This is a genomic window from Kribbella sp. NPDC104218, from assembly GCF_055584105.1.
Genome location: NZ_JBVJMQ010000001.1, coordinates 844,458 through 864,748, shown reverse-complemented (window position 1 = coordinate 864,748; position 20,291 = coordinate 844,458). Strand labels below are relative to the sequence as shown.

The window sequence follows — 20,291 nt, the reverse complement described above, 5'->3', positions numbered from 1 at the left end:
AGATTCGAACATCATGAGCGTTCAAGAGCGTAGGGCCGTCAGTGCCCGTCGCGAGAGCCTGCTGGGCGAGGCGCCCGGGGCCTTCGCGGTCGCGCGCTTCGTCCGCGTGACACCGATGAAGGCCCGCCGTGTGGGCGACCTGGTGCGCGGTCTGGGTGTCGACGACGCACTCGCCACTCTGAAGTTCGCCCCGCAGGCCGCTGCCGCGACCGTGTACAAGGTCGTCGACAGCGCCGCGGCGAACGCCGAGGGCACCGAGCACCTGAGCCGGGCCGACCTGGTCGTGTCCAAGGTCCTGATCGACGAGGGGCCGACGCTGAAGCGTCACCGCCCTCGCGCCCAGGGCCGCGCGACCCGGATCGACAAGCGGACCAGCCACATCACCGTTGTGGTCGAGCCGCGGGTCACCGACGAGCCCGTCGCCAAGGCCTCGGCCAAGAAGACCGTCAAGAAGGCGGCCGACAAGGTCGAGAAGACCGAGGCGCCGGCCAAGAAGGCCCCGGCCAAGAAGGCCACCAAGAAGGCTACGGCCGACAAGGTCGACAAGACCGAGGCGGCCGAGAAGCCGGCCAAGAAGGCAACCGCCAAGAAGACGGCTGCCAAGAAGGCCACCGCTGAGAAGAAGGAGTCCTGACGTGGGACAGAAGGTAAACCCGCACGGGTTCCGTCTCGGCATCAGCACCGATCACAAGAGCCGTTGGTACGCCGACAAGCTGTACAAGGACTACGTCGGCGAGGACGTCAAGATCCGCAAGCTGCTGAGCAAGGGCATGGAGCGCGCCGGTATCTCCCGCGTGGAGATCGAGCGCACCCGTGACCGGGTTCGGGTCGACATCCACACCGCCCGTCCGGGCATCGTCATCGGCCGCCGCGGCGCCGAGGCGGACCGGATCCGGGGCAGCCTGGAGGAGCTCACCGGTAAGCAGGTGCAGCTGAACATCCTCGAGGTGAAGAACTCCGAGGTCGACGCTCAGCTGGTCGCACAGGGTGTGGCCGAGCAGCTGTCCGGCCGCGTGGCGTTCCGCCGCGCGATGCGCAAGGCGATGCAGACCACCATGCGTGGCGGCGCCCTGGGCATCCGGATCCAGTGCTCCGGCCGGCTCGGCGGCGCGGAAATGTCGCGGTCGGAGTTCTACCGCGAAGGCCGCGTCCCGCTGCACACGCTGCGCGCTGACATCGACTACGGCTTCTACGAGGCCCGGACGACCTTCGGCCGGATCGGCGTGAAGGTCTGGATCTACAAGGGTGACGTGTCCGGCTCCCGCGCCGAGCGCGAGGCGCAGGCCGCGGCCCGCGCCGCGACGCAGCAGCGTCGTCCGGCCCGTCGTGACGACCGTGGCGGTCGTGGCGGCGAGCGCGGCGACCGCGGTGGCCGTCGTGACGACCGCCGTAACGACAACCGCTCGTCGGCTCCGGCCGCCGAGGCGGCTGCGCCGGCTGCCGACAAGCCCGCCGAGACGACCGGAACGGAGAGCTGAACCATGCTCATCCCCCGCAAGGTCAAGCACCGCAAGCAGCACCACCCGAAGCGCTCCGGCGCTGCCAAGGGCGGTACCACGCTGGCGTTCGGTGAGTTCGGGATCCAGGCGATCGAGAGCCACTACGTCACCAACCGGCAGATCGAGTCCGCGCGTATCGCGATGACCCGGCACATCAAGCGTGGCGGAAAGGTCTGGATCAACATCTACCCGGACCGCCCGCTGACCAAGAAGCCGGCCGAGACCCGGATGGGTTCCGGTAAGGGTTCGCCGGAGTGGTGGATCGCGAACGTGAAGTCCGGTCGCGTGATGTTCGAGCTCTCCGGCGTGCCGGAGGAGATCGCTCGCGAGGCCATGCGCCGCGCGATTCACAAGTTGCCGATGAAGTGCCGCTTCATCACCCGAGAGGCAGGTGAGAACTGATGGCTACCACCGTGACCGCAGCCGAGCTGCGTAACCTCGGCCGGGACGAGCTGCTGAGCAAGCTCGGTGAAGCCAAGGAGGAGCTGTTCAACCTCCGGTTCCAGGCTGCCACCGGACAGCTGGAGTCGCACGGCCGGCTGCGCGCCGTCCGGAAGGACATCGCCCGCATCTACACGGTGCTGACCGAGCGCGCGCTCGGCATCACCGAAGAGGTCGAGGCCCCGGTTGCCGCCGAGGTCGTCGAGACCGCGGACGACAGCGAGAAGGCCGAGGCGAAGGCATGACCGAGAACGTGAAGGACGAGACCGTGAGCACGACCCCCGAGCGCGCCAGCCGCAAGACCCGTGAGGGCCTGGTGCTGAGCGACAAGATGGACAAGACCGTCACCGTCGAGGTCGAGGACCGGGTCAAGCACAAGCTCTACGGCAAGGTCATCCGGCGCACGAGCAAGCTCAAGGCGCACGACGAGCAGAACGCCGCCGGGATCGGCGACCGCGTCCTCCTGATGGAGACCCGGCCGCTGTCGGCGACCAAGCGCTGGCGCGTCGTCGAGATCCTCGAGAAGGCCAAGTAAGCGTTCCGGTCTCACAGCCGGCAACCAATCGAAATTATTCGTTCCGCAAGGCTCGGCCCAGCTGAGAACCAGCGAGACAACCAGGAGATCAACAGATGATCCAGCAGGAGTCGCGACTGAAGGTCGCCGACAACACGGGTGCCAAGGAGATCTTGTGCATCCGCGTTCTCGGTGGCTCCGGTCGGCGCTACGCCGGTGTCGGTGACACGATCGTCGCCACCGTCAAGGACGCGATCCCGGGTGGCGGTGTGAAGAAGGGTGACGTCGTCAAGGCGGTCGTCGTGCGGACCGTGAAGGAGCGCCGGCGTCCGGACGGCTCCTACATCCGCTTCGACGAGAACGCCGCGGTGATCCTCAAGGCCGACGGCGAGCCCCGGGGTACCCGTATCTTCGGGCCGGTCGGCCGGGAGCTGCGCGAGAAGCGCTTCATGAAGATCATCTCGCTCGCACCGGAGGTGCTCTGAGATGGCTGCCCAGCGCAAACTGCACGTGAAGAAGGGCGATCAGGTCCGCGTGATCGCCGGTAAGTCCAAGGGCCTCGAGGGCAAGATCATTCAGGTCTTCCCGAACGACGAGAAGGTCATCGTCGAGGGCGTGAACCGGGTCAAGAAGCACACCAAGGTGCAGCAGGCCCAGCGCGGCGGCACCACGGGTGGCATCGTCACCCAGGAAGCCCCGATCCACGTCTCCAACGTGATGCTTCTGGTCGAGGTCGACAAGGACGGCAAGAAGCAGAAGGTGACCACCCGCGTCGGTTACAACCGCGTCGAGGTGCAGAAGCGGCGCCCCGACGGCACGACGTACACCGGTTTCCGGAGCGTCCGGATCGCGCGGCGTACCGGCGAGGAGATCTGATGACCACCGCAGTAACGGAGCCGAAGGTTCAGCCCCGGCTCAAGACCAAGTACCGCGAGGAGATCCTCGGCAAGCTGAACGAGGAGTTCAGCTACGCCAACGTGATGCAGATCCCCGGTCTGGTCAAGATCGTGGTGAACATGGGCGTCGGCGAGGCGGCCCGGGACTCCAAGCTGATCGACGGCGCGGTCAAGGACTTGGCCGCGATCACCGGCCAGAAGCCGCAGGTCACCAAGGCCCGCAAGTCCATCGCGCAGTTCAAGCTGCGCGAGGGGATGCCGATCGGCGCCCACGTGACGCTGCGCGGCGACCGGATGTGGGAGTTCCTCGACCGGCTGCTGTCGCTCGCGCTGCCCCGGATCCGCGACTTCCGCGGTCTGTCGGCCAAGCAGTTCGACGGCACCGGGAACTACACCTTCGGCCTGACCGAGCAGGTGATGTTCCACGAGATCAACCAGGACAAGATCGACCGTGTCCGGGGTATGGACATCACCGTGGTGACCACCGCGAAGAACGACGACGAGGGCCGGGCCCTGCTGCGGGCGCTCGGCTTCCCGTTCAAGGAGAACTGACGTGGCGAAGACAGCACTCAAGGTCAAGCAGGCCCGGAAGCCGAAGTTCGCGGTACGCGCCTACACGCGCTGCCAGCGCTGCGGCCGGCCGAAGGCGGTCTTCCGCAAGTTCGGCCTGTGCCGGATCTGCCTGCGGGAAATGGCGCACCGGGGCGAGCTGCCCGGCGTGACCAAGTCCAGCTGGTGACCGTCTCCACCCCTGATCATCTCTCCATTCACCATCTAGTCACCGTAGGTCGCCGAGCGGCGAAACCACGGCGGGAAAGAGGCCCCAGGCCATGACGATGACCGACCCGATCGCAGACATGCTGACGCGTCTGCGCAACGCCAACCAGGCGTACCACGAGTCGACCTCGATGCCGTACAGCAAGATCAAGCAGGGCATCGCCGACATCCTCCAGCAGGAGGGGTACATCTCCTCCTACAAGGTGGAGGAGCCCAAGGAGGGCGCCGTCGGTAAGACCCTGATCGTCGACCTCAAGTTCGGTCCGAGCCGCGAGCGTTCCATCGCCGGCGTGCGACGGATCAGCAAGCCGGGCCTGCGGGTCTACGCGAAGTCGACCAACCTGCCGAAGGTCCTCGGTGGCCTGGGTGTCGCGATCATCTCGACGTCCCAGGGCCTGCTGACCGACCGTCAGGCCAAGAACAAGGGCGTTGGCGGGGAAGTCCTCGCCTACGTCTGGTGACGAAGAACCGGAAGGAGGACCACTCACATGTCTCGCATCGGTAAGCTCCCGGTCACGGTCCCGTCCGGCGTCGACGTCACGATCGACGGCCAGACGGTCACCGTGAAGGGGCCGAAGGGTCAGCTGTCGCACGTCGTCGCTGAGCCCATCGTTGTCGCCCGCGACGAGGACGGCACCATCGCCGTCTCGCGTCCGGACGACCAGCGCAAGAGCAAGGAACTGCACGGTCTGTCCCGCACCCTGATCGCCAACCTGGTGACCGGCGTGACGGACGGCTACGAGAAGAAGCTCGAGATCGTCGGCGTCGGTTACCGCGTCATCGCCAAGGGCCCGACCGAGCTGGAGTTCTCGCTCGGTTACAGCCACACCATCACGGTGAACGCGCCCGAGGGCATCACGTTCAACGTGGAGGCCCCGACGCGGTTCTCGGTGCTCGGCATCGACAAGCAGTCGGTCGGCGAGGTCGCTGCCAACATCCGCAAGCTGCGCAAGCCCGAGCCGTACAAGGGCAAGGGTGTGCGGTACGCGGGCGAGCAGGTGCGCCGCAAGGTCGGAAAGGCTGGTAAGTAACCATGGCGATCGGACTGCGGCACAACAAGCACTCCGCCAAGAAGACGGCTTCGCGTCTGCGTCGCCAGATTCGCGTCCGGAAGAAGATCAACGGCACGGCCGAGCGGCCGCGCCTGGTGGTCTCCAAGTCCTCGAAGCACCTGTTCGCTCAGGTCATCGACGACGTGGCCGGCGTAACGCTGGTCTCGGCTTCCACCATGGAGGCCGACCTGCGCGGCGCGTCGGACAACAAGACCGACAAGGCCAAGACCGTCGGCGGCCTGCTCGCCGACCGCGCCAAGGCCGCCGGGATCGACTCGGTCGTCTTCGACCGGGCCGGGAACAAGTACCACGGACGGATCGCGGCTCTGGCCGACGCCGCTCGTGAGGGCGGGCTCGGGTTCTGATCATGGCGACGTACAAGGAAGAAGGTAGTTCGAAATGAGCGGAGGCCAGCAGCGTCGCGGTGGCGGCGCCGGTGGTGAGCGCCGGGGTCGCGACGGTGGTCGCGGTCAGGCAGCTGACAAGACCGCCTACATCGAGCGCGTGGTTGCCATCAACCGGGTCGCCAAGGTCGTGAAGGGCGGTCGTCGCTTCAGCTTCACCGCCCTCGTGGTCGTCGGCGACGGTGAAGGCACCGTCGGTGTGGGTTACGGCAAGGCCAAGGAGGTGCCCGCGGCGATCGCCAAGGGCGTCGAGGAGGCCAAGAAGGCGTTCTTCAAGGTGCCGCGGATCCAGGGCACCATCCCGCACCCGGTCCAGGGTGAGAAGGCCGCCGGCGTGGTGCTGCTGCGCCCGGCCGCTCCCGGTACCGGGGTCATCGCGGGTGGTTCGGCGCGCGCCGTCCTGGAGTGCGCGGGGATCCACGACGTCCTGAGCAAGTCGCTGGGCTCGGCCAACGCGATCAACGTGGTGCACGCCACCGTTGAGGCGCTGCGCAGCCTGGAGACCCCGGAGGCCGTGGCCGCGCGCCGTGGCCTGCCGGTCGAGCACGTCGCCCCGGCGGCGCTGCTGAAGGCGCGGGCGGAGGTGGCTTCCTGATGGCACGCCTGAAGGTGACCCAGATCCGTTCCGGCATCGGTGGCAAGCAGAACCAGCGCGACACCCTGCGCACTCTGGGCGTCAAGCGGATCGGCGACACGGCCATCCAGGAAGATCGTCCCGAGGTGCGGGGTATGGTGCGCACGGTTCGCCACCTCATCACCGTCGAGGAGGTCGACTGACATGGCGCTGAAGGTTCATCACCTGCGCCCGGCGCCCGGCGCCAAGACCGCCAAGACCCGCGTGGGTCGTGGTGAGGGCAGCAAGGGTAAGACCGCCGGCCGCGGTACCAAGGGCAGCAAGGCGCGGAACAACATCCCCGAGTACTTCGAGGGTGGCCAGATGCCGCAGCACATGCGGCTGCCGAAGCTCAAGGGCTTCAAGAGCAGGAACCGAGTGGAGTTCCAGGTCGTTAACCTGGACAAGCTCGGACAGTTGTTCCCCGAAGGTGGCGAGATCGGCGTGGCCGAACTCGTCGCCAAGGGCGCGGTCCGTCGTGGTCAGCCGGTCAAGGTGCTGGGTGACGGCGAACTGACCGTGGCACTGCAGGTTTCGGTGCACAAGTTCTCGAAGTCCGCCGTGGAGAAGATCCAGGCGGCCGGAGGGACCACCACCGAGGTGTGACATGCGGTCCAGGGCTCGTAACGCCCGGTGCTTGATACCCTGCACCGGTCGGACGAGCCCTGGTCTGTCTCTTGCCCGGAGGCTTTTGCTAGGCCCTGCCCTGCCCGGGGTAGCGGAAAAATGTGGGAGGACAGGGTGTTAGGCGCCTTTGCCAACGCGTTCAAGACTCCGGACCTGCGCCGGAAGATCTTCTTCGTGTTGTTCATCATTGTGATCTTCCGGATCGGCTCGGTCGTTCCCGCCCCCGGCGTCAACGTGGTGTCGCTGAACTCGTGTATCAAGGTCTCGCAGGCCGGCGCCAACGCCAACCTGTACAACCTGATCAACCTGTTCTCCGGCGGCGCGCTGCTCCAGCTGGCGATCTTCGCCCTGGGCATCATGCCGTACATCACCGCCAGCATCATTCTGCAGCTGCTCACCGTGGTGATCCCGCGGCTGGAGTCGCTGAAGAAGGAGGGCCAGGCGGGCCAGGCGAAGATCACCCAGTACACCCGGTTCCTGACCGTCGGGCTGGCGATCCTGCAGTCGACCGCGTTCGTCGCGCTGGCGCGTACGCCGGGCCGGCTGTTCCCGGGCTGCAACGAGGCGCTGCTCTACAAGGACGACTGGTTCACCGTCTCCATCATCGTGCTCACCATGACCGCCGGTACCGGTGTGATCATGTGGCTGGGCGAGCTGATCACCGACCGTGGCGTCGGTAACGGTATGTCGATCCTGATCTTCACCCAGATCGTCGCCACCTTCCCGACCGCGCTGTGGAGCATCCGCAAGGAGAAGGGCTTCGGCATCTTCTTCGTGGTGATCGGCATCGGCCTGGTCATCATGGCCGGCGTCATCTTCATCGAGCAGGCGCAGCGCCGGATCCCGGTCCAGTACGCCAAGCGCATGGTCGGCCGGAAGATGTTCGGCGGCACCTCGACGTACATCCCGCTGAAGGTGAACCAGGCCGGTGTCATCCCGGTCATCTTCGCCTCCAGCCTGCTCTACCTCCCGGTCCTCATCTCTCAGTTCCAGATGGAAGAGAAGTGGGCGATCTGGATCCAGAACCACCTGGTCAAGGGCGACCACCCGATCTACATGGCTACCTACGTCGCCCTGATCCTGTTCTTCACCTACTTCTACGTCTCGATCACCTTCAACCCGAAGGAAGTCGCGGACAACATGAAGAAGTACGGCGGCTTCATCCCGGGTATCCGGGCCGGCCGTCCGACCGAGGAATACCTGGGCTACGTGCTGAACCGCATCACGCTGCCGGGCGCCATCTATCTGGCCCTGCTGTCGCTGATCCCGCTCATCGCTCTGGTCCTCGTCAATGCCAACCAGAACTTCCCCTTCGGTGGTACGTCGATCCTGATCATGGTCGGCGTCGGCCTGGACACGGTGAAGCAGATCGAGTCCCAGCTGCAGCAACGTAACTACGAAGGGTTCCTACGCTGATGAGAATGTTGCTGATGGGTCCGCCCGGGGCGGGCAAGGGCACGCAGGCAAAGGTGCTTGCGGAACGCCTGAATATCCCGGCCGTGTCCACCGGCGACATCTTCCGAGCGAACGTGAAGGACGAGACGCCGCTCGGGCTCGAAGCGAAGCGCTACATGGATGCCGGGGACTACGTCCCCGACGAGGTCACCAACGCGATGGTGCGGGACCGGTTGTCGGACGCCGACGCCGGGGACGGGTTCCTGCTCGACGGGTACCCCCGCACCCTCGCCCAGGTGAGCACCCTGGACGACATCCTGGCCGAGCACGGCCACAAGCTGGACGCCGTGGTGGCACTGACCGCCGACACCGACGTCCTGGTCGGCCGGATGCTCAAGCGGGCCCAGACCGACGGCCGGTCGGACGACTCCGAAGAGGTCATCCGGCACCGGCAGGACGTCTACACCGCCGAGACCAAGCCGCTGCTGCGGGTGTACGAACAGCGCGGCCTGCTCGTCGAGGTGGACGGGGTCGGCGAGATCGACGAGGTCAGCGAGCGCGTGATCGCGGCGCTGAAAACGCTGGGGGACTGAGTTCCACGATGTTCAGGGACCGCGGGATCGAGATCAAGACCCGCGAGCAGATCCTCGCCATGCGAGCGGCCGGCCTGGTGGTCGGCCGCACGCTGGAGCTGCTTCGCGGTGAGGTCCGCGCCGGGATCAGTACCGGCGAACTCGACGCGATCGCCGAGGACCACATCCGGTCCGCCGGCGCGACGCCGTCGTTCAAGGGCTACCACGGCTTCACCGGCTCGATCTGCGCCTCGGTGAACGACGAGATCGTGCACGGCATCCCGGGGGACCGGGTGCTGGTCGAGGGGGATCTGATCTCGATCGACTGCGGCGCGATCGTCGACGGCTGGCACGGCGACGCCGCGATCTCCGTCCCGGTCGGGGCGGCGGACGCCGAGCTGCTCGAGCTGGCCCGGATCTGCGAAGAGTCGATGTGGCGTGGGTTCGCCGCCGCGAAACTCGGTGGCCGGTTGACCGACATCTCGGCCGCGGTCGAGGCGCACGTCCGCGCGACGTCGTCGTACGGGATCGTCGAGGACTTCGTCGGTCACGGGATCGGCTCCGCGATGCACCAGCCGCCGAACGTACCGAACTTCGGCCGCCCGGGCCGCGGCCCCAAGCTGGTCGAGGGGCTGGCGCTGGCGGTCGAGCCGATGATCACTCTCGGCAAACAGGACAACCACACGCTGGACGACGACTGGACGGTCGTCACCGACGACGGCCGCGCGGCCGCACACACCGAGCACACGTTCACTCTCACTCCGCAAGGGCCGTGGGTGCTGACCGCGCTGGACGGCGGCGAGGCCAAGCTGGCCGAGCTCGGCGTGAAGTTCGGCCCGCTGGCCGACTGATCGGCGGACGTGCGCCGTCCGTCCATCGGGGGACGCGCGCAGACCGGCGCTGAGGCACACTGGGACCATGCCTCAGTACCAGCCGAACCAGCGGTTCACCGAAGCCGACCGGGACAAGATCGCCGGCCGGCTGCGGGACGCGTTCGCTGACGGCCGGCTCGATCAGCCCGAGTTCACCTCGCGGCTCGACCAGCTGTACACCGTGAAGACGTACGGCGAGCTGGAGCCGCTGGTCCGCGATCTCCCGCCGGTGAAGACGTACCAGACGCCGGCCGTGGTCCAGGACCAGAAGCCCGCGCCGGCGCCGGGTGAGTTCCCGAAGCGGTCCAAGGAGGTCCAGCAGCGGTCGAAAGGCCTGCTGGCGCTGGGCGGCGGCTTCACGGCGGTCGTCGCGATGAACGTGGTGATCTGGTTCGTGGTCGGTCTCGGCAGCGGCGGTCACTGGCCGCATTTCTGGCCGGTCTGGTTGCTGATCCCGTGGGCGTTCATCGCTCTGGGCAACCTCGGAAAGCGCCGTTGAAGCCGGCGCTCACGTGGCAGCTGCGCCAAGGGTCCGCCCTGGTCTACGTGATCTGGTTCGCGGTCGCCGTACCGCTGGTGATCGCGGGGCTGCTGCTCGAACCACGCTGGGTCGGCTGGATGATGGTCGGCTGGTTCCTGGTGTTACTGGGTTTCACGCTCGCGATGCGACTGGCCGACGGGCGGCTGCGCAAGGAGTGGGTGGCGGCCGCGCGCGAGCTGGGCTGGCGGACGAGCGTCGCCGACCCGGAGCTGCTCGCCCGCTGGCCGTTCCCGCCGTTCGACCTGGATCCGAAGGCCGAGGTGGACGACGTCACCACTGGCCGGCACCGCGGCCGCGAGTTCGTCGCGGGCCGCTTCCGGCATCGGGTCCGGCGGCGTGATCTGGGCTTCGACTTCCTCGATCTCCAGGTCGACCGTCCGCTCCCGCCGCTGCAGATCCTGCCCGCCGGCCTGGGCCCGATCGCCGCCGCCGGGCTGCTCCCGCTCAGCCTCGCCGTCGACGGCCTGCCGGTTCGCTACGACCTCTTCAACGGCCGCGAGGACCACGCCGGAGCCGTCCTGCATCCCCGCGCTGTCGAGGCTCTTGCTGCCGTCCCGCCGTTCGGCTTCAGCTGTGAAGGCCGCCGCTTCGTCGCGATCTTCCCGGCCTACCGCGACGCCCGGACGGCGCTCGCCCAGCTGGAGACCGCCTGCGACCTGCTCGACCTGATGCCGGAGCAGCTCTGGCGCGAAGGCGAGCAATGGGCCGCTACGAAGCAGTCCTGAGCAATCGGACGGTCGCGGCGGAGTCCTCGTCGCCGTGACCTTCGGCGACCGCGCGCCGCAGCAGCTCGCCCATCGGCCGGAGCAACATCGGGTCGACACCTTGCGCGAGCGCGCTGTCGATCAAGTTGTCGTAGGCCGCCGACTGCATCGCGAGGTTGGAGCCGGCCGCGCCGGGCGGCGCTCCGTTGTCGAGAGCGTCGGCGATCTCGGGCACGCTGCCCAGCGTGGCGGTCAGCCAGGGGAGCAGGAACTCGGTGGTGAACGCGGCGGCCGGGATCCGCGCGCTGGTGATCAGGGCGAGCGCGTGCTCGGCCCCGCCGAACATGCCGTACATCGCGCTCAGCAAGGCGATGTCGTACAACGCGGCCAGGCCCGGGTCGGCGCCGACGTACGCCGGTCGCGCCATCGCCGACAAAGTCGCCCGGTGCTGCTCGAACGCGTCCTCCGGGCCGCTGTAGAAGATGAACGCCGCGGGATCGCCGATCATCGCCGGGACGGCCATGATCCCGCCGTCCAGGTACGTCGCGCCGCGGGCCGTGAGCTCTTCGGACAGCGCGCGAGCCTGGTCGGGAGTGCCGTTGGTGAGGTTGACGACCACCTTGCCGGTGAGGTCGACGTCGGCCAGAGTGCTGCGGACGGTGCTGTCGACGAGCAGACAGACCACGATCAGGTCGGACGCCGCGACGGCGTCGGCCACGGTCGGGGCGCGGACGGCGTCGAGTTCGGGCGCGCGGCCGGGGGTGCGGTTCCAGACGGTGGTCGGGTGGCCGGCGGTCAGAAAGGCCTGGGCGAGGGCGGTTCCCATCGCTCCCAGACCGAGGAGAGTGACTGGTTGACTCATACCTGACAGCCTCGGCGTGGGGGCCGCGACGGACAAGTACGCACTAGTTTCTTGGGTACTTACACCGGTGTAAGTGGCCCGGGTGCCACCCGATTGGGTTTTCGGTGTGGTAGTGGCGTAGACTCGGGTGTTGGCTCTTTGAGCCATAGTCAGTCACGTCTACAGAAGTGCGAGGACATGCCCAAAAAAGAGGGAGTCATCGAACTCGAGGGCACCATCGTCGAGGCCCTGCCGAACGCGATGTTCCGTGTTGAACTGTCCAACGGGCACAAGGTGCTCGCGCACATCAGCGGCAAGATGAGGCAGCACTACATCCGGATTCTCCCCGAGGACCGGGTCGTCGTGGAGCTGTCGCCGTACGACCTCACCAGAGGCCGCATCGTCTATCGGTACAAGTAACACCACCACCAACACCTGTCGAAGAAAGAAGCTCGATGAAGGTCAATCCGAGCGTCAAGAAGATCTGCGACAAGTGCAAGGTGATCCGCCGTCACGGCCGGGTCATGGTGATCTGCGAGAACCCGCGGCACAAGCAGCGGCAGGGCTGACAAAGCCTTTTCGAGCAGCACGGCACTTTCGCACCACAGCGCGCACGCTCGCCCAGCACTGGTTCCACGCTGGGCGCTGCCCCCGGAACAGAGGCCGGGGCCTTGCCGGTGAACATCTCACCGAGGCGGGCAAGGACGCGGCGCGCCACCACACCTCTGCCGACGAAAGGAACACCGCCACATGGCACGCCTCGTAGGAGTCGACCTGCCGCGCGACAAGCGCATCGAGGTCGCACTCACCTACATCTTCGGTGTAGGTCGCACTCGCGCCCTGAAGACGCTCGAAGCCACCGGCATCTCCGGTGACAAGCGCGTCCACGAGCTGGGCGACGAGGAGCTGGTGAAGCTCCGGGACTGGATCGAAGGCAACTACAAGATCGAAGGTGACCTCCGTCGCGAGGTGACCGCGGACATCCGCCGCAAGATCGAGATCGGGTCGTACCAGGGTCGCCGCCACCGCAGCGGTCTGCCGGTACGTGGTCAGCGCACGCGGACCAACGCCCGCAGCCGCAAGGGTCGTCGTAAGGCGATCGCCGGCAAGAAGAAGAAGTGACCCGGATGACCGTCGACCTTTCCAGGAGTATCTGACCTATGCCTCCCAAGAGCCGCACCGCGGCCGGCGCGAAGAAGGTGCGCCGCAAGGAGAAGAAGAACGTGGCCGCCGGCCACGCGCACATCAAGAGCACGTTCAACAACACGATCGTGACGATCACCGACCCGACCGGCGCGGTCATCTCGTGGGCCTCCGCGGGCACCGTCGGCTTCAAGGGCTCGCGCAAGTCCACCCCGTTCGCCGCGCAGATGGCCGCCGAGGCCGCCGGGCGCCGCGCGATGGAGCACGGCATGCGCAAGATCGACGTGTTCGTGAAGGGCCCCGGCTCCGGCCGGGAGACCGCGATCCGCTCCCTGGGCGCCGTCGGCCTCGAGGTCGGCACGATCCAGGACGTCACCCCGACCGCCCACAACGGCTGCCGCCCCCCCAAGCGGCGCCGGGTCTGATCCAGAGAGGTAGGTAGCAACCATGGCCCGTTACACCGGACCTATGACCAAGAAGTCGCGCCGTCTCGGGGTCGACCTCGTCGGTGGCGACAAGGCGTTCGAGCGTCGTCCGTACCCCCCGGGTATGCACGGCCGCGGCCGCCCGAAGGAGAGCGAGTACCTGCTCCAGCTCCGCGAGAAGCAGAAGGCCCGCTTCTCCTACGGCGTCCTCGAGAAGCAGTTCCGCCGGTACTACGAGGAGGCCTCGCGGCGCTCCGGCAAGACCGGTGACAACCTGCTGATCATCCTCGAGTCGCGCCTCGACAACGTGGTCTACCGCTCCGGCCTGGCCCGGACCCGCCGGCAGGCCCGTCAGCTCGTCGTCCACGGTCACTTCACCGTGAACGGCATCAAGGTGAACATCCCGTCGTACCGGGTGGCCGCCCACGACATCATCGATGTCAAGGCCAAGTCGGTCGAGACGACGCCGTTCATCATCGCCCGGGAGACGCACGCCGAGCGCGTCGTCCCGGCCTGGCTCGAGGTGCTGCCCGAGCGGCTGCGCATCCTCGTCCACCAGCTGCCGACCCGGCAGCAGATCGACACCCAGGTCGCCGAGCACCTGATCGTCGAGCTCTACTCGAAGAACTGATCCGGTACCGGCCGGTGGCTCCTGAGCCGCCGGCCGGTTCGGTGGTTCTTCACCTCTCGCGACCTCAAATAGTGGTCGTCGCGAACAGCGAAGGAACACGAAGTTGCTTATTGCACAGCGCCCCACCCTGACCGAAGAGGTCGTCGACGAGCACCGCTCGCGGTTCGTGATCGAGCCGCTGGAGCCCGGCTTCGGCTACACCCTCGGCAACTCCATCCGCCGCACGCTGCTGTCGTCCATCCCGGGCGCGGCGGTGACCAGCATCAAGGTCGACGGCGTCCTGCACGAGTTCTCGACCGTGGCCGGGGTCAAGGAAGACGCCACCCAGCTGATCCTGAACCTCAAGGACCTGGTCGTCTCCTCCGAGCACGACGAGCCGGTCACCATGTACCTGCGCAAGCAGGGCCCCGGTGACGTCACCGCCGCGGACATCGCGCCGCCGGCCGGTGTCGAGGTGCACAACCCGGACCTGAAGATCGCCACCCTGAACGAGAAGGGCCGGCTCGAGATGGAGCTGGTCGTCGAGCGTGGCCGTGGCTACGTCTCCGCGATCCAGAACAAGTCCGCGGACGCCGAGATCGGCCGGATGCCGGTCGACTCGATCTACTCCCCGGTCCTCAAGGTCACCTACAAGGTCGAGGCGACCCGTGTCGAGCAGCGCACCGACTTCGACCGCCTGGTGGTCGACGTCGAGACCAAGCCGTCGATGCTGCCCCGCGACGCCGTCGCGTCGGCCGGTAAGACGCTGGTCGAGCTGTTCGGCCTGGCCCGCGAGCTGAACGTCGAGGCCGAGGGGATCGACATCGGCCCGTCGCCGGTCGACGAGCAGATGGCGGCCGACCTGGCCCTGCCGGTCGAGGACCTGCAGCTGACCGTCCGCTCGTACAACTGCCTCAAGCGTGAGGGCATCCACACCGTGGGTGAGCTGATCTCGCGCAGCGAGCAGGACCTGCTGGACATCCGGAACTTCGGCTCCAAGTCGATCGACGAGGTCAAGCTGAAGCTGGCCGAGATGGGCCTGTCGCTGAAGGACTCGCCCCCCGGCTTCGACCTGCGGGCGGCCACCGAGGCCTACGGCACGGAGTCCGAGGACGACGACGAGAGCTTCGCCGAGACCGAGCAGTACTGAACCCACCCGGGCCAAAAGGCCTGAAATCCTTCTGGAGTAAGAGATGCCTACCCCCACCAAGGGTGCCCGGCTGGGCGGCAGCCCGGCGCACGAGAAGCTGATTCTCAGCAACCTCGCGACGTCGCTGTTCGAGCACGGCGCCATCACCACCACCGCGGCCAAGGCCAAGCGCCTGCAGCCGCTGGCCGAGTCGTTCATCACCAAGGCCAAGCGCGGTGACCTGAACTCGCGCCGTCAGGTGATGAAGCGGATCAAGAACAAGACCGTCGTGCACGTGCTGTTCACCGAGATCGGCGAGCGGTACGCCGACCGTCCGGGTGGTTACACCCGGATCACCAAGCTGGGCCCGCGCAAGGGCGACAACGCCCCGATGGCGCGGATCGAGCTGGTCGAGGCGCTGAGCGACTCGAAGAAGCCGGCCAAGAAGGCTGCCGCCAAGAAGACGGCCGCCCCGAAGGCCGAGGAGAAGGTCGCCGACGCGCCGAAGGTCCAGGACGTCGAGGCCGGTAAGTTCGAGAACTCGGCCGCCCCGCTGGCCGACGGCTCGGCGCCCGAGGGCTACACGATCAAGGGCAACGAGAACTCGATGAAGTTCCACGGCACCGACTCGCCGTGGTACGACCAGACGGTCGCCGAGGTCTGGTTCAAGACCGAAGAGGACGCGGTTGCCGCGGGCTTCGCGAAGGCCGGCGAGACCGAGGACGACAAGTAAGTCTCGTTCCACCGCAGCGCCCCCTCGCTTCACGGCGAGGGGGCGCTGTTGCGTTAGATTGCCGTGTGCGTTGGCGGATTGACCTGAGATACGACGGGACGGCTTTTCACGGCTGGGCCCGGCAGAACGATCTCCGCACCGTCCAGGGTGCTCTGGAGGACGCACTGCGCGTCATACTGCGCCTTCCGGAGCCAGTCTCGGTGGTGTGTGCCGGCCGGACGGACACCGGCGTCCACGCTCGTGGCCAGGTGACACATGTCGACCTCGACGGGCCTATGGAGCCGCACAGGCTTCTGCGGGGGCTGAACGGCGTCCTGCCTGCGGATGTGGTCGTTACGGCCGTGGCGGCGGCTCCAGCGGGTTTTGACGCCAGGTTCTCGGCGATGGCTCGCCGCTACGTCTACCGGCTGTGTGATGAGCAGGCTGCGTGGGACCCGCTGACGCGGGGCCACGTGCTGCGGGTGCCGCGGCCGCTGGATGTGGAGCGGATGAATGCGGCGGCGGCTCAGCTGTTGGGGGAGCACGACTTCGCGGCGTTCTGCAAGAAGCGCGAGGGCGCCAGCACAGTACGGGCGCTGCTGGACTTCTCCTGGCAGCGGACGGCTCCGGGCCTGCTGGAGGGCACGGTGATCGCGGATGCCTTCTGTCACTCGATGGTGCGGGCGCTGGTCGGGTCGATGCTCCCAGTGGGGGATGGGCGGCGTGAGGTGGACTGGCCGGCCGGTGTGCTGGCCGGAAAGGTGCGGGACTCGGCGGTGGCGGTAGTGCCCGCCCACGGGCTCACACTGGAGGAAGTGCGTTACCCGGCGGACGGCGAGCTGGCCGCGCGGGCTTCGGAGGCTCGACAGGTCAGAGGAGAGGTACACCAGCGTGGCTGACCACTACTTCTCGGCGGAGCCCGGTTCCGCCGACGTACGGCGTACCGTCGAGGGCCGGATCTGGGGACGGGAGTACACCTTCACCACGGCGTCCGGTGTGTTCTCCCGGGACCGCTTGGACATCGGTACGGCGGTGCTGCTGCGGGAGACGCAGCCGCCGTCCGGTACCGGCACGTTCCTGGACCTGGGGACGGGCTACGGGCCGATCGCCTGCGCGCTGGCGGTGGAGTCGGACGCCCTGGTCTGGGCGGTCGATGTGAACGCCAGAGCGCTGGAGCTGACCGCTGAGAACGCCGAACGGGCCGGCGTCGCGAAGCGCGTCCGGACGGCGCTGCCGGACGACGTCCCGGCGGACGTGCGGTTCGACCAGATCTGGTCGAACCCGGCCATCCACATCGGCAAGCCGGAGCTGCACAAGATGCTGTTGCGCTGGTTGGCTCGCCTTGCACCGGATGGCGTGGCATGGTTCGTCGTCGGCAAGAACCTCGGTGGCGACTCGCTGCAGCGCTGGATGACCGAGCAGGGCTACCCCTGCGAGCGCGTCGGCAGTGCCAAGGGGTTCCGGGTACTGCGTGCAACGAACGCGGGTCCGGCGCCGTCCTGAGGGTATGGAGGCAGCCTTGGCGGCAGCAGAGGCGCGATCGGACGCGATCGAGTTCGAGCAGTGGGTCGGCCAGAAGGGCGACGCGCTGCTGCGGTTCGCCTATGTCCTCACCGGGGACAAGTCGCTGGCCGAGGACGCCGTCCAGGACGCTCTGACGACTGCCTGTGCCCGCTGGGCCCGGGTCAGCAGAGCTGATGACCCAGAGGCCTACGTGAAGCGGATGGTGGTGAACGCGCACATCTCCTGGTGGCGGCGGTTCCGTCGCCGTGAGGCGCCGGTCGAGGACCCTGTGCGGACGGCGTCGGCCGCTCCGGACGGCGCCGCCGACAGAGCCGAGTCGGAGGCTGTCTGGGCGCTCTGCGCGACGCTGCCGGACAAACAGCGCGCAGCCGTCGTACTGCGGTTCTACGAAGAGCTTTCGTACGCCGAGATCGGCGTACTGCTGCACTGCGCGGAGGCGACCGCCCGGTCGCATGTGCATCGCGCACTGGCCGCTTTGAAGACCACGCTGAGCAAGGAAGGAGCCGAGGATGCCTGAGCACGACCCTGAGCAGGAGCTCGGCCCCAAGTTCGCATCGGCGTTCCAGGACCGCAGCTCGACCAGCGAGCTGCGCGGCGCCGGTATGGCGGCAGTAGCCCGCAAACGAGTACGCCGACGCCGGCGCGCGCTGAACGGCGCTGCGGCGTCCGTCCTGGTCGTGGTGGCGGTCGGCGGCGTGTGGAGCGTGCTCGGCTCCGGTGGGACGCCGTCCAACTCTGCTGGGAGCGCGGAGGTGCCGACTGCGGCCAAGGACAACCGGACGCAGGGCATTGCGCCGTCCACCGAGGCCGACACTGCCTGCCCGGCAGCGCATCCGATCGCGAGCGTCGAAGAGGCAGGCGCTGTCCCGGCTGGGCTCGACGTCAGCACGCCGGTGACCGGGCTCCAGGCCTGCCGCTACCAGGTGCCGTCCGGCAATGTGCTGGGCGATCAGCACTTCGACGCCAAGGTCGCACAGCAGGTGGTCGACGCGATCAAGGTGCTGCCGGAGCGGAATCCGGAGCTGCCGGTCTTCAAGTGCGCTCCGGAGGCCGCCCGGCCCACTGAGGCGATTGCGCTGCGTTTCAGCACCGCCTCCGGGATCCGGGAGATCTGGGTTGAGTACACGGGCTGTACGACACCCGGGTTCTTCACCGGCAGCCGGACGTACGGGCTGTTCGCGGAACCGTTGAAGCTGTTCATGACCGGGAGCGTCCGTCCGAGCGGTAGCACCTACCTGAACGCGCTGAAGGGCTGGTAACGCGATATCCGTTCGCCTGTCGCCGGGTCGGCCGGTCAGACTAGGGGAATGGGTCACGTGGATGTTGCCGGCATCGGCTTTGAGTTGCCGGACGGTCGGGTGCTGCTGGACGACGTGACGTTCCGGGTCGGGGACGGCGCGAAGGTGGCGCTGGTCGGGGCGAACGGGTCGGGGAAGACCACACTGACCAAGATCATCTCCGGGGACCTCAAGGCGCACAGCGGGAGCATCTCGCGGTCCGGCGGGCTGGGCGTGATGCGGCAGTTCGTCGGCTCGGTGCGGGACGAGACCACCGTTCGCGACCTGCTGCTCGGTGTCGCGCCGGAGGCGATCCGGCAGGCCGCCGCAGCGCTGGAGCAGGCCGAGCTGGCGATGATGGAGGCCGACGACGAGAAGACCCAGCTCAAGTACGCGCAGGCGATCGCGGACTGGGGTGAGGTCGGCGGGTACGACTCAGAGGTGCTGTGGGACGTCTGCACGATGGCTGCGCTCGGCGTCCCGTACGACGGCTGCCGCTGGCGCGAGGTGAAGACGTTGTCCGGCGGTGAGCAGAAACGCCTCGTCCTGGAGGCGTTGCTGCGCGGCCCGGACGAGGTTCTGATGCTCGACGAGCCGGACAACTACCTCGACGTCCCGGCGAAGCGCTGGCTCGAGGAGCAGCTGCGGACGACGGACAAAACGGTCCTCTACATCAGCCACGACCGGGAGCTGCTGGCCAACACCGCTACCCGGATCATCACCGTGGAGCTGGGCGCCGCGGGTAATACCGCGTGGACGCATGGCGGCGGTTTCCGGACGTACCACGAGGCCCGGCGGGACCGCTTCGAGCGGTTCGAGGAGTTGCGCCGGCGGTGGGACGAGGAGCACGCGAAGCTCAAGGCTCTGGTGCAGATGTACAAGGTCAAAGCGGCGTACAACGACGGCCTCGCCTCGCGCTACAAAGCGGCACAGACCCGGCTGCGCAAGTTCGAGGAGATCGGTCCGCCGCAGGAGCTGCCGCGCGAGCAGAAGGTCAGCATGCGGCTGACCGGCGGCCGTACCGGCAAGCGGGCCGTGGTGGCCACCGGGCTCGAGCTGACCGGGCTGATGAAGCCGTTCGACCTGGAGGTCTGGTACGGCGAACGCGTCGCCGTCCTGGGCTCCAACGGGTCCGGCAAGTCGCACTTCCTCCGGCTGCTCGCGAACGGCGGTACTGATCCGGATGTGGAGCACCAGCCGATCGGAGAGGTTCCGATCGCGCCGGTCGCGCACAGTGGGGTCGTGAAGCTTGGTGCGCGCGTTCGGCCGGGCTGGTTCGCCCAGACGCACGAGCACCCGGAGCTGGTCGGCAAGACGCTGCTGGAGATCCTGCATCGCGGTGACGACCACCGCGATGGGATGGGGCGTGAGCTGGCCTCCCGGAAGCTGGACCGGTACGAGCTGGCCCATGCGGCGGAGCAGTCCTTCGACAGCCTCTCCGGTGGTCAGCAGGCCCGCTTCCAGATCCTGCTGCTGGAGCTGTCCGGTGCGACGCTGCTGCTGCTCGACGAGCCGACCGACAACCTGGACGTCGAGTCCGCCGAGGCCCTGGAAGAGGGGCTGGACTCCTTCGACGGCACAGTTCTGGCAGTCACCCACGACCGCTGGTTCGCCCGCGGCTTCGACCGGCATCTGGTCTTCGGCGCCGACGGCACCGTCTACGAGTCCGCCGAACCGGTCTGGGACGAAGGCCGCGTGCAGCGAGCTCGCTGACACTTAAAGT

At 67.6% G+C, this 20,291-nt stretch carries 33 protein-coding genes; 32 read left to right on the top strand and 1 reads right to left on the bottom strand.

Going from position 1 to position 20,291, the window contains the following annotated elements:
• Window positions 1-13 precede the first annotated feature (13 nt).
• From rplV to ACZ6ZD_RS03980, 20 genes are all read left to right on the top strand, one after another.
• On the top strand, window positions 14-634 hold the full coding sequence (rplV, locus tag ACZ6ZD_RS04075; RefSeq protein WP_465668141.1) for a 50S ribosomal protein L22: 621 nt from the start codon (window positions 14-16) through the stop codon (window positions 632-634).
• Window position 635: 1 nt separating this feature from the next.
• A complete protein-coding gene (gene rpsC, locus ACZ6ZD_RS04070) occupies window positions 636-1,478 on the top strand; it encodes a 30S ribosomal protein S3 (protein ID WP_465668139.1) in 843 nt (280 codons plus the stop codon).
• Between the two features lie 3 nt (window positions 1,479-1,481).
• Window positions 1,482-1,901 carry a 50S ribosomal protein L16 gene (gene rplP / locus ACZ6ZD_RS04065; protein ID WP_171674852.1) on the top strand — a complete coding sequence of 140 codons (420 nt, stop codon included), beginning with the start codon at window positions 1,482-1,484 and terminating at the stop codon, window positions 1,899-1,901.
• Window positions 1,901-2,185, top strand: a complete 285-nt coding sequence (gene rpmC / locus ACZ6ZD_RS04060; RefSeq protein ID WP_465668137.1) for a 50S ribosomal protein L29 — start codon at window positions 1,901-1,903, stop codon at window positions 2,183-2,185. Before rplP ends, rpmC begins: the two co-directional genes overlap by 1 nt.
• Complete coding sequence (rpsQ, locus tag ACZ6ZD_RS04055) at window positions 2,182-2,475, top strand: 30S ribosomal protein S17 (RefSeq protein ID WP_171674850.1); 294 nt, start codon at window positions 2,182-2,184, stop codon at window positions 2,473-2,475. Before rpmC ends, rpsQ begins: the two co-directional genes overlap by 4 nt.
• A 95-nt stretch (window positions 2,476-2,570) precedes the next feature.
• On the top strand, window positions 2,571-2,939 hold the full coding sequence (rplN, locus tag ACZ6ZD_RS04050; RefSeq protein WP_012923677.1) for a 50S ribosomal protein L14: 369 nt from the start codon (window positions 2,571-2,573) through the stop codon (window positions 2,937-2,939).
• 1 nt (window position 2,940) lies between these two features.
• Entirely contained in the window at window positions 2,941-3,330 is a 390-nt protein-coding gene (gene rplX, locus ACZ6ZD_RS04045; protein ID WP_465668134.1) for a 50S ribosomal protein L24, read from the top strand.
• On the top strand, window positions 3,330-3,902 hold the full coding sequence (rplE, locus tag ACZ6ZD_RS04040) for a 50S ribosomal protein L5 (protein WP_171674848.1): 573 nt from the start codon (window positions 3,330-3,332) through the stop codon (window positions 3,900-3,902). Before rplX ends, rplE begins: the two co-directional genes overlap by 1 nt.
• A 1-nt stretch (window position 3,903) precedes the next feature.
• Window positions 3,904-4,089 (top strand): type Z 30S ribosomal protein S14, encoded by a 186-nt coding sequence (locus ACZ6ZD_RS04035; protein WP_171674847.1) that lies wholly within the window; start codon window positions 3,904-3,906, stop codon window positions 4,087-4,089.
• A gap of 91 nt (window positions 4,090-4,180) precedes the next feature.
• Entirely contained in the window at window positions 4,181-4,588 is a 408-nt protein-coding gene (rpsH, locus tag ACZ6ZD_RS04030; RefSeq protein WP_131360997.1) for a 30S ribosomal protein S8, read from the top strand.
• A gap of 27 nt (window positions 4,589-4,615) precedes the next feature.
• Window positions 4,616-5,158, top strand: a complete 543-nt coding sequence (rplF, locus tag ACZ6ZD_RS04025) for a 50S ribosomal protein L6 (RefSeq protein ID WP_465668131.1) — start codon at window positions 4,616-4,618, stop codon at window positions 5,156-5,158.
• Between the two features lie 2 nt (window positions 5,159-5,160).
• Window positions 5,161-5,544: a 50S ribosomal protein L18 gene (gene rplR, locus ACZ6ZD_RS04020; protein WP_465668128.1), complete on the top strand. Its 384-nt coding sequence runs from the start codon at window positions 5,161-5,163 to the stop codon at window positions 5,542-5,544.
• A 34-nt stretch (window positions 5,545-5,578) separates the two neighbouring features.
• Window positions 5,579-6,178, top strand: a complete 600-nt coding sequence (gene rpsE, locus ACZ6ZD_RS04015; protein WP_132147632.1) for a 30S ribosomal protein S5 — start codon at window positions 5,579-5,581, stop codon at window positions 6,176-6,178.
• Window positions 6,178-6,360: a 50S ribosomal protein L30 gene (gene rpmD / locus ACZ6ZD_RS04010; RefSeq protein ID WP_171674844.1), complete on the top strand. Its 183-nt coding sequence runs from the start codon at window positions 6,178-6,180 to the stop codon at window positions 6,358-6,360. The genes rpsE and rpmD overlap by 1 nt, the downstream gene beginning before the upstream one ends.
• A gap of 1 nt (window position 6,361) precedes the next feature.
• Window positions 6,362-6,802 carry a 50S ribosomal protein L15 gene (gene rplO / locus ACZ6ZD_RS04005; protein WP_465668126.1) on the top strand — a complete coding sequence of 147 codons (441 nt, stop codon included), beginning with the start codon at window positions 6,362-6,364 and terminating at the stop codon, window positions 6,800-6,802.
• Window positions 6,803-6,937: 135 nt separating this feature from the next.
• On the top strand, window positions 6,938-8,239 hold the full coding sequence (secY, locus tag ACZ6ZD_RS04000) for a preprotein translocase subunit SecY (protein ID WP_465668125.1): 1,302 nt from the start codon (window positions 6,938-6,940) through the stop codon (window positions 8,237-8,239).
• A complete protein-coding gene (locus ACZ6ZD_RS03995) occupies window positions 8,239-8,811 on the top strand; it encodes an adenylate kinase (RefSeq protein ID WP_465668124.1) in 573 nt (190 codons plus the stop codon). The genes secY and ACZ6ZD_RS03995 overlap by 1 nt, the downstream gene beginning before the upstream one ends.
• 8 nt (window positions 8,812-8,819) lie before the next feature.
• The gene (map, locus tag ACZ6ZD_RS03990; RefSeq protein WP_465668123.1) at window positions 8,820-9,641 is read left to right on the top strand and encodes a type I methionyl aminopeptidase; all 822 of its coding nucleotides are present in this window, start codon (window positions 8,820-8,822) and stop codon (window positions 9,639-9,641) included.
• Between the two features lie 67 nt (window positions 9,642-9,708).
• Window positions 9,709-10,161, top strand: coding sequence for a DUF1707 SHOCT-like domain-containing protein (locus ACZ6ZD_RS03985; protein WP_465668122.1), 453 nt, complete (start codon window positions 9,709-9,711; stop codon window positions 10,159-10,161).
• Entirely contained in the window at window positions 10,158-10,928 is a 771-nt protein-coding gene (locus ACZ6ZD_RS03980; RefSeq protein WP_465668121.1) for a hypothetical protein, read from the top strand. The genes ACZ6ZD_RS03985 and ACZ6ZD_RS03980 overlap by 4 nt, the downstream gene beginning before the upstream one ends.
• Here ACZ6ZD_RS03980 and ACZ6ZD_RS03975 read toward each other — a convergent pair.
• A complete protein-coding gene (locus tag ACZ6ZD_RS03975) occupies window positions 10,912-11,769 on the bottom strand; it encodes an NAD(P)-dependent oxidoreductase (protein WP_465668119.1) in 858 nt (285 codons plus the stop codon). The two genes, ACZ6ZD_RS03980 and ACZ6ZD_RS03975, sit on opposite strands and share 17 nt — an antisense overlap.
• A 177-nt stretch (window positions 11,770-11,946) precedes the next feature.
• Between ACZ6ZD_RS03975 and infA the strand changes: the two genes are divergently transcribed.
• The 12 genes from infA (at window position 11,947) to ACZ6ZD_RS03915 (ending at window position 20,281) form a co-directional block, all read left to right on the top strand.
• Entirely contained in the window at window positions 11,947-12,168 is a 222-nt protein-coding gene (gene infA, locus ACZ6ZD_RS03970; RefSeq protein ID WP_012923661.1) for a translation initiation factor IF-1, read from the top strand.
• Window positions 12,169-12,203: 35 nt separating this feature from the next.
• Entirely contained in the window at window positions 12,204-12,317 is a 114-nt protein-coding gene (gene rpmJ / locus ACZ6ZD_RS03965) for a 50S ribosomal protein L36 (protein WP_008361054.1), read from the top strand.
• A 181-nt stretch (window positions 12,318-12,498) separates the two neighbouring features.
• Complete coding sequence (rpsM, locus tag ACZ6ZD_RS03960) at window positions 12,499-12,870, top strand: 30S ribosomal protein S13 (RefSeq protein WP_012923660.1); 372 nt, start codon at window positions 12,499-12,501, stop codon at window positions 12,868-12,870.
• 38 nt (window positions 12,871-12,908) lie between these two features.
• The gene (gene rpsK, locus ACZ6ZD_RS03955; RefSeq protein WP_012923659.1) at window positions 12,909-13,316 is read left to right on the top strand and encodes a 30S ribosomal protein S11; all 408 of its coding nucleotides are present in this window, start codon (window positions 12,909-12,911) and stop codon (window positions 13,314-13,316) included.
• 22 nt (window positions 13,317-13,338) lie between these two features.
• Entirely contained in the window at window positions 13,339-13,947 is a 609-nt protein-coding gene (rpsD, locus tag ACZ6ZD_RS03950) for a 30S ribosomal protein S4 (protein WP_171674837.1), read from the top strand.
• A gap of 103 nt (window positions 13,948-14,050) precedes the next feature.
• Entirely contained in the window at window positions 14,051-15,076 is a 1,026-nt protein-coding gene (locus ACZ6ZD_RS03945; protein WP_171674836.1) for a DNA-directed RNA polymerase subunit alpha, read from the top strand.
• A gap of 43 nt (window positions 15,077-15,119) precedes the next feature.
• On the top strand, window positions 15,120-15,788 hold the full coding sequence (rplQ, locus tag ACZ6ZD_RS03940; RefSeq protein WP_465668116.1) for a 50S ribosomal protein L17, sunset domain variant: 669 nt from the start codon (window positions 15,120-15,122) through the stop codon (window positions 15,786-15,788).
• Between the two features lie 65 nt (window positions 15,789-15,853).
• Window positions 15,854-16,666 carry a tRNA pseudouridine(38-40) synthase TruA gene (gene truA, locus ACZ6ZD_RS03935; protein WP_465668114.1) on the top strand — a complete coding sequence of 271 codons (813 nt, stop codon included), beginning with the start codon at window positions 15,854-15,856 and terminating at the stop codon, window positions 16,664-16,666.
• Complete coding sequence (locus ACZ6ZD_RS03930) at window positions 16,659-17,270, top strand: class I SAM-dependent methyltransferase (protein ID WP_465668112.1); 612 nt, start codon at window positions 16,659-16,661, stop codon at window positions 17,268-17,270. The genes truA and ACZ6ZD_RS03930 overlap by 8 nt, the downstream gene beginning before the upstream one ends.
• A gap of 16 nt (window positions 17,271-17,286) precedes the next feature.
• Window positions 17,287-17,808 carry a SigE family RNA polymerase sigma factor gene (locus tag ACZ6ZD_RS03925; protein ID WP_465668111.1) on the top strand — a complete coding sequence of 174 codons (522 nt, stop codon included), beginning with the start codon at window positions 17,287-17,289 and terminating at the stop codon, window positions 17,806-17,808.
• On the top strand, window positions 17,801-18,550 hold the full coding sequence (locus ACZ6ZD_RS03920) for a hypothetical protein (protein ID WP_465668109.1): 750 nt from the start codon (window positions 17,801-17,803) through the stop codon (window positions 18,548-18,550). Before ACZ6ZD_RS03925 ends, ACZ6ZD_RS03920 begins: the two co-directional genes overlap by 8 nt.
• A gap of 48 nt (window positions 18,551-18,598) precedes the next feature.
• Window positions 18,599-20,281, top strand: coding sequence for an ABC-F family ATP-binding cassette domain-containing protein (locus ACZ6ZD_RS03915; protein WP_465668107.1), 1,683 nt, complete (start codon window positions 18,599-18,601; stop codon window positions 20,279-20,281).
• Window positions 20,282-20,291: the final 10 nt, after the last annotated feature.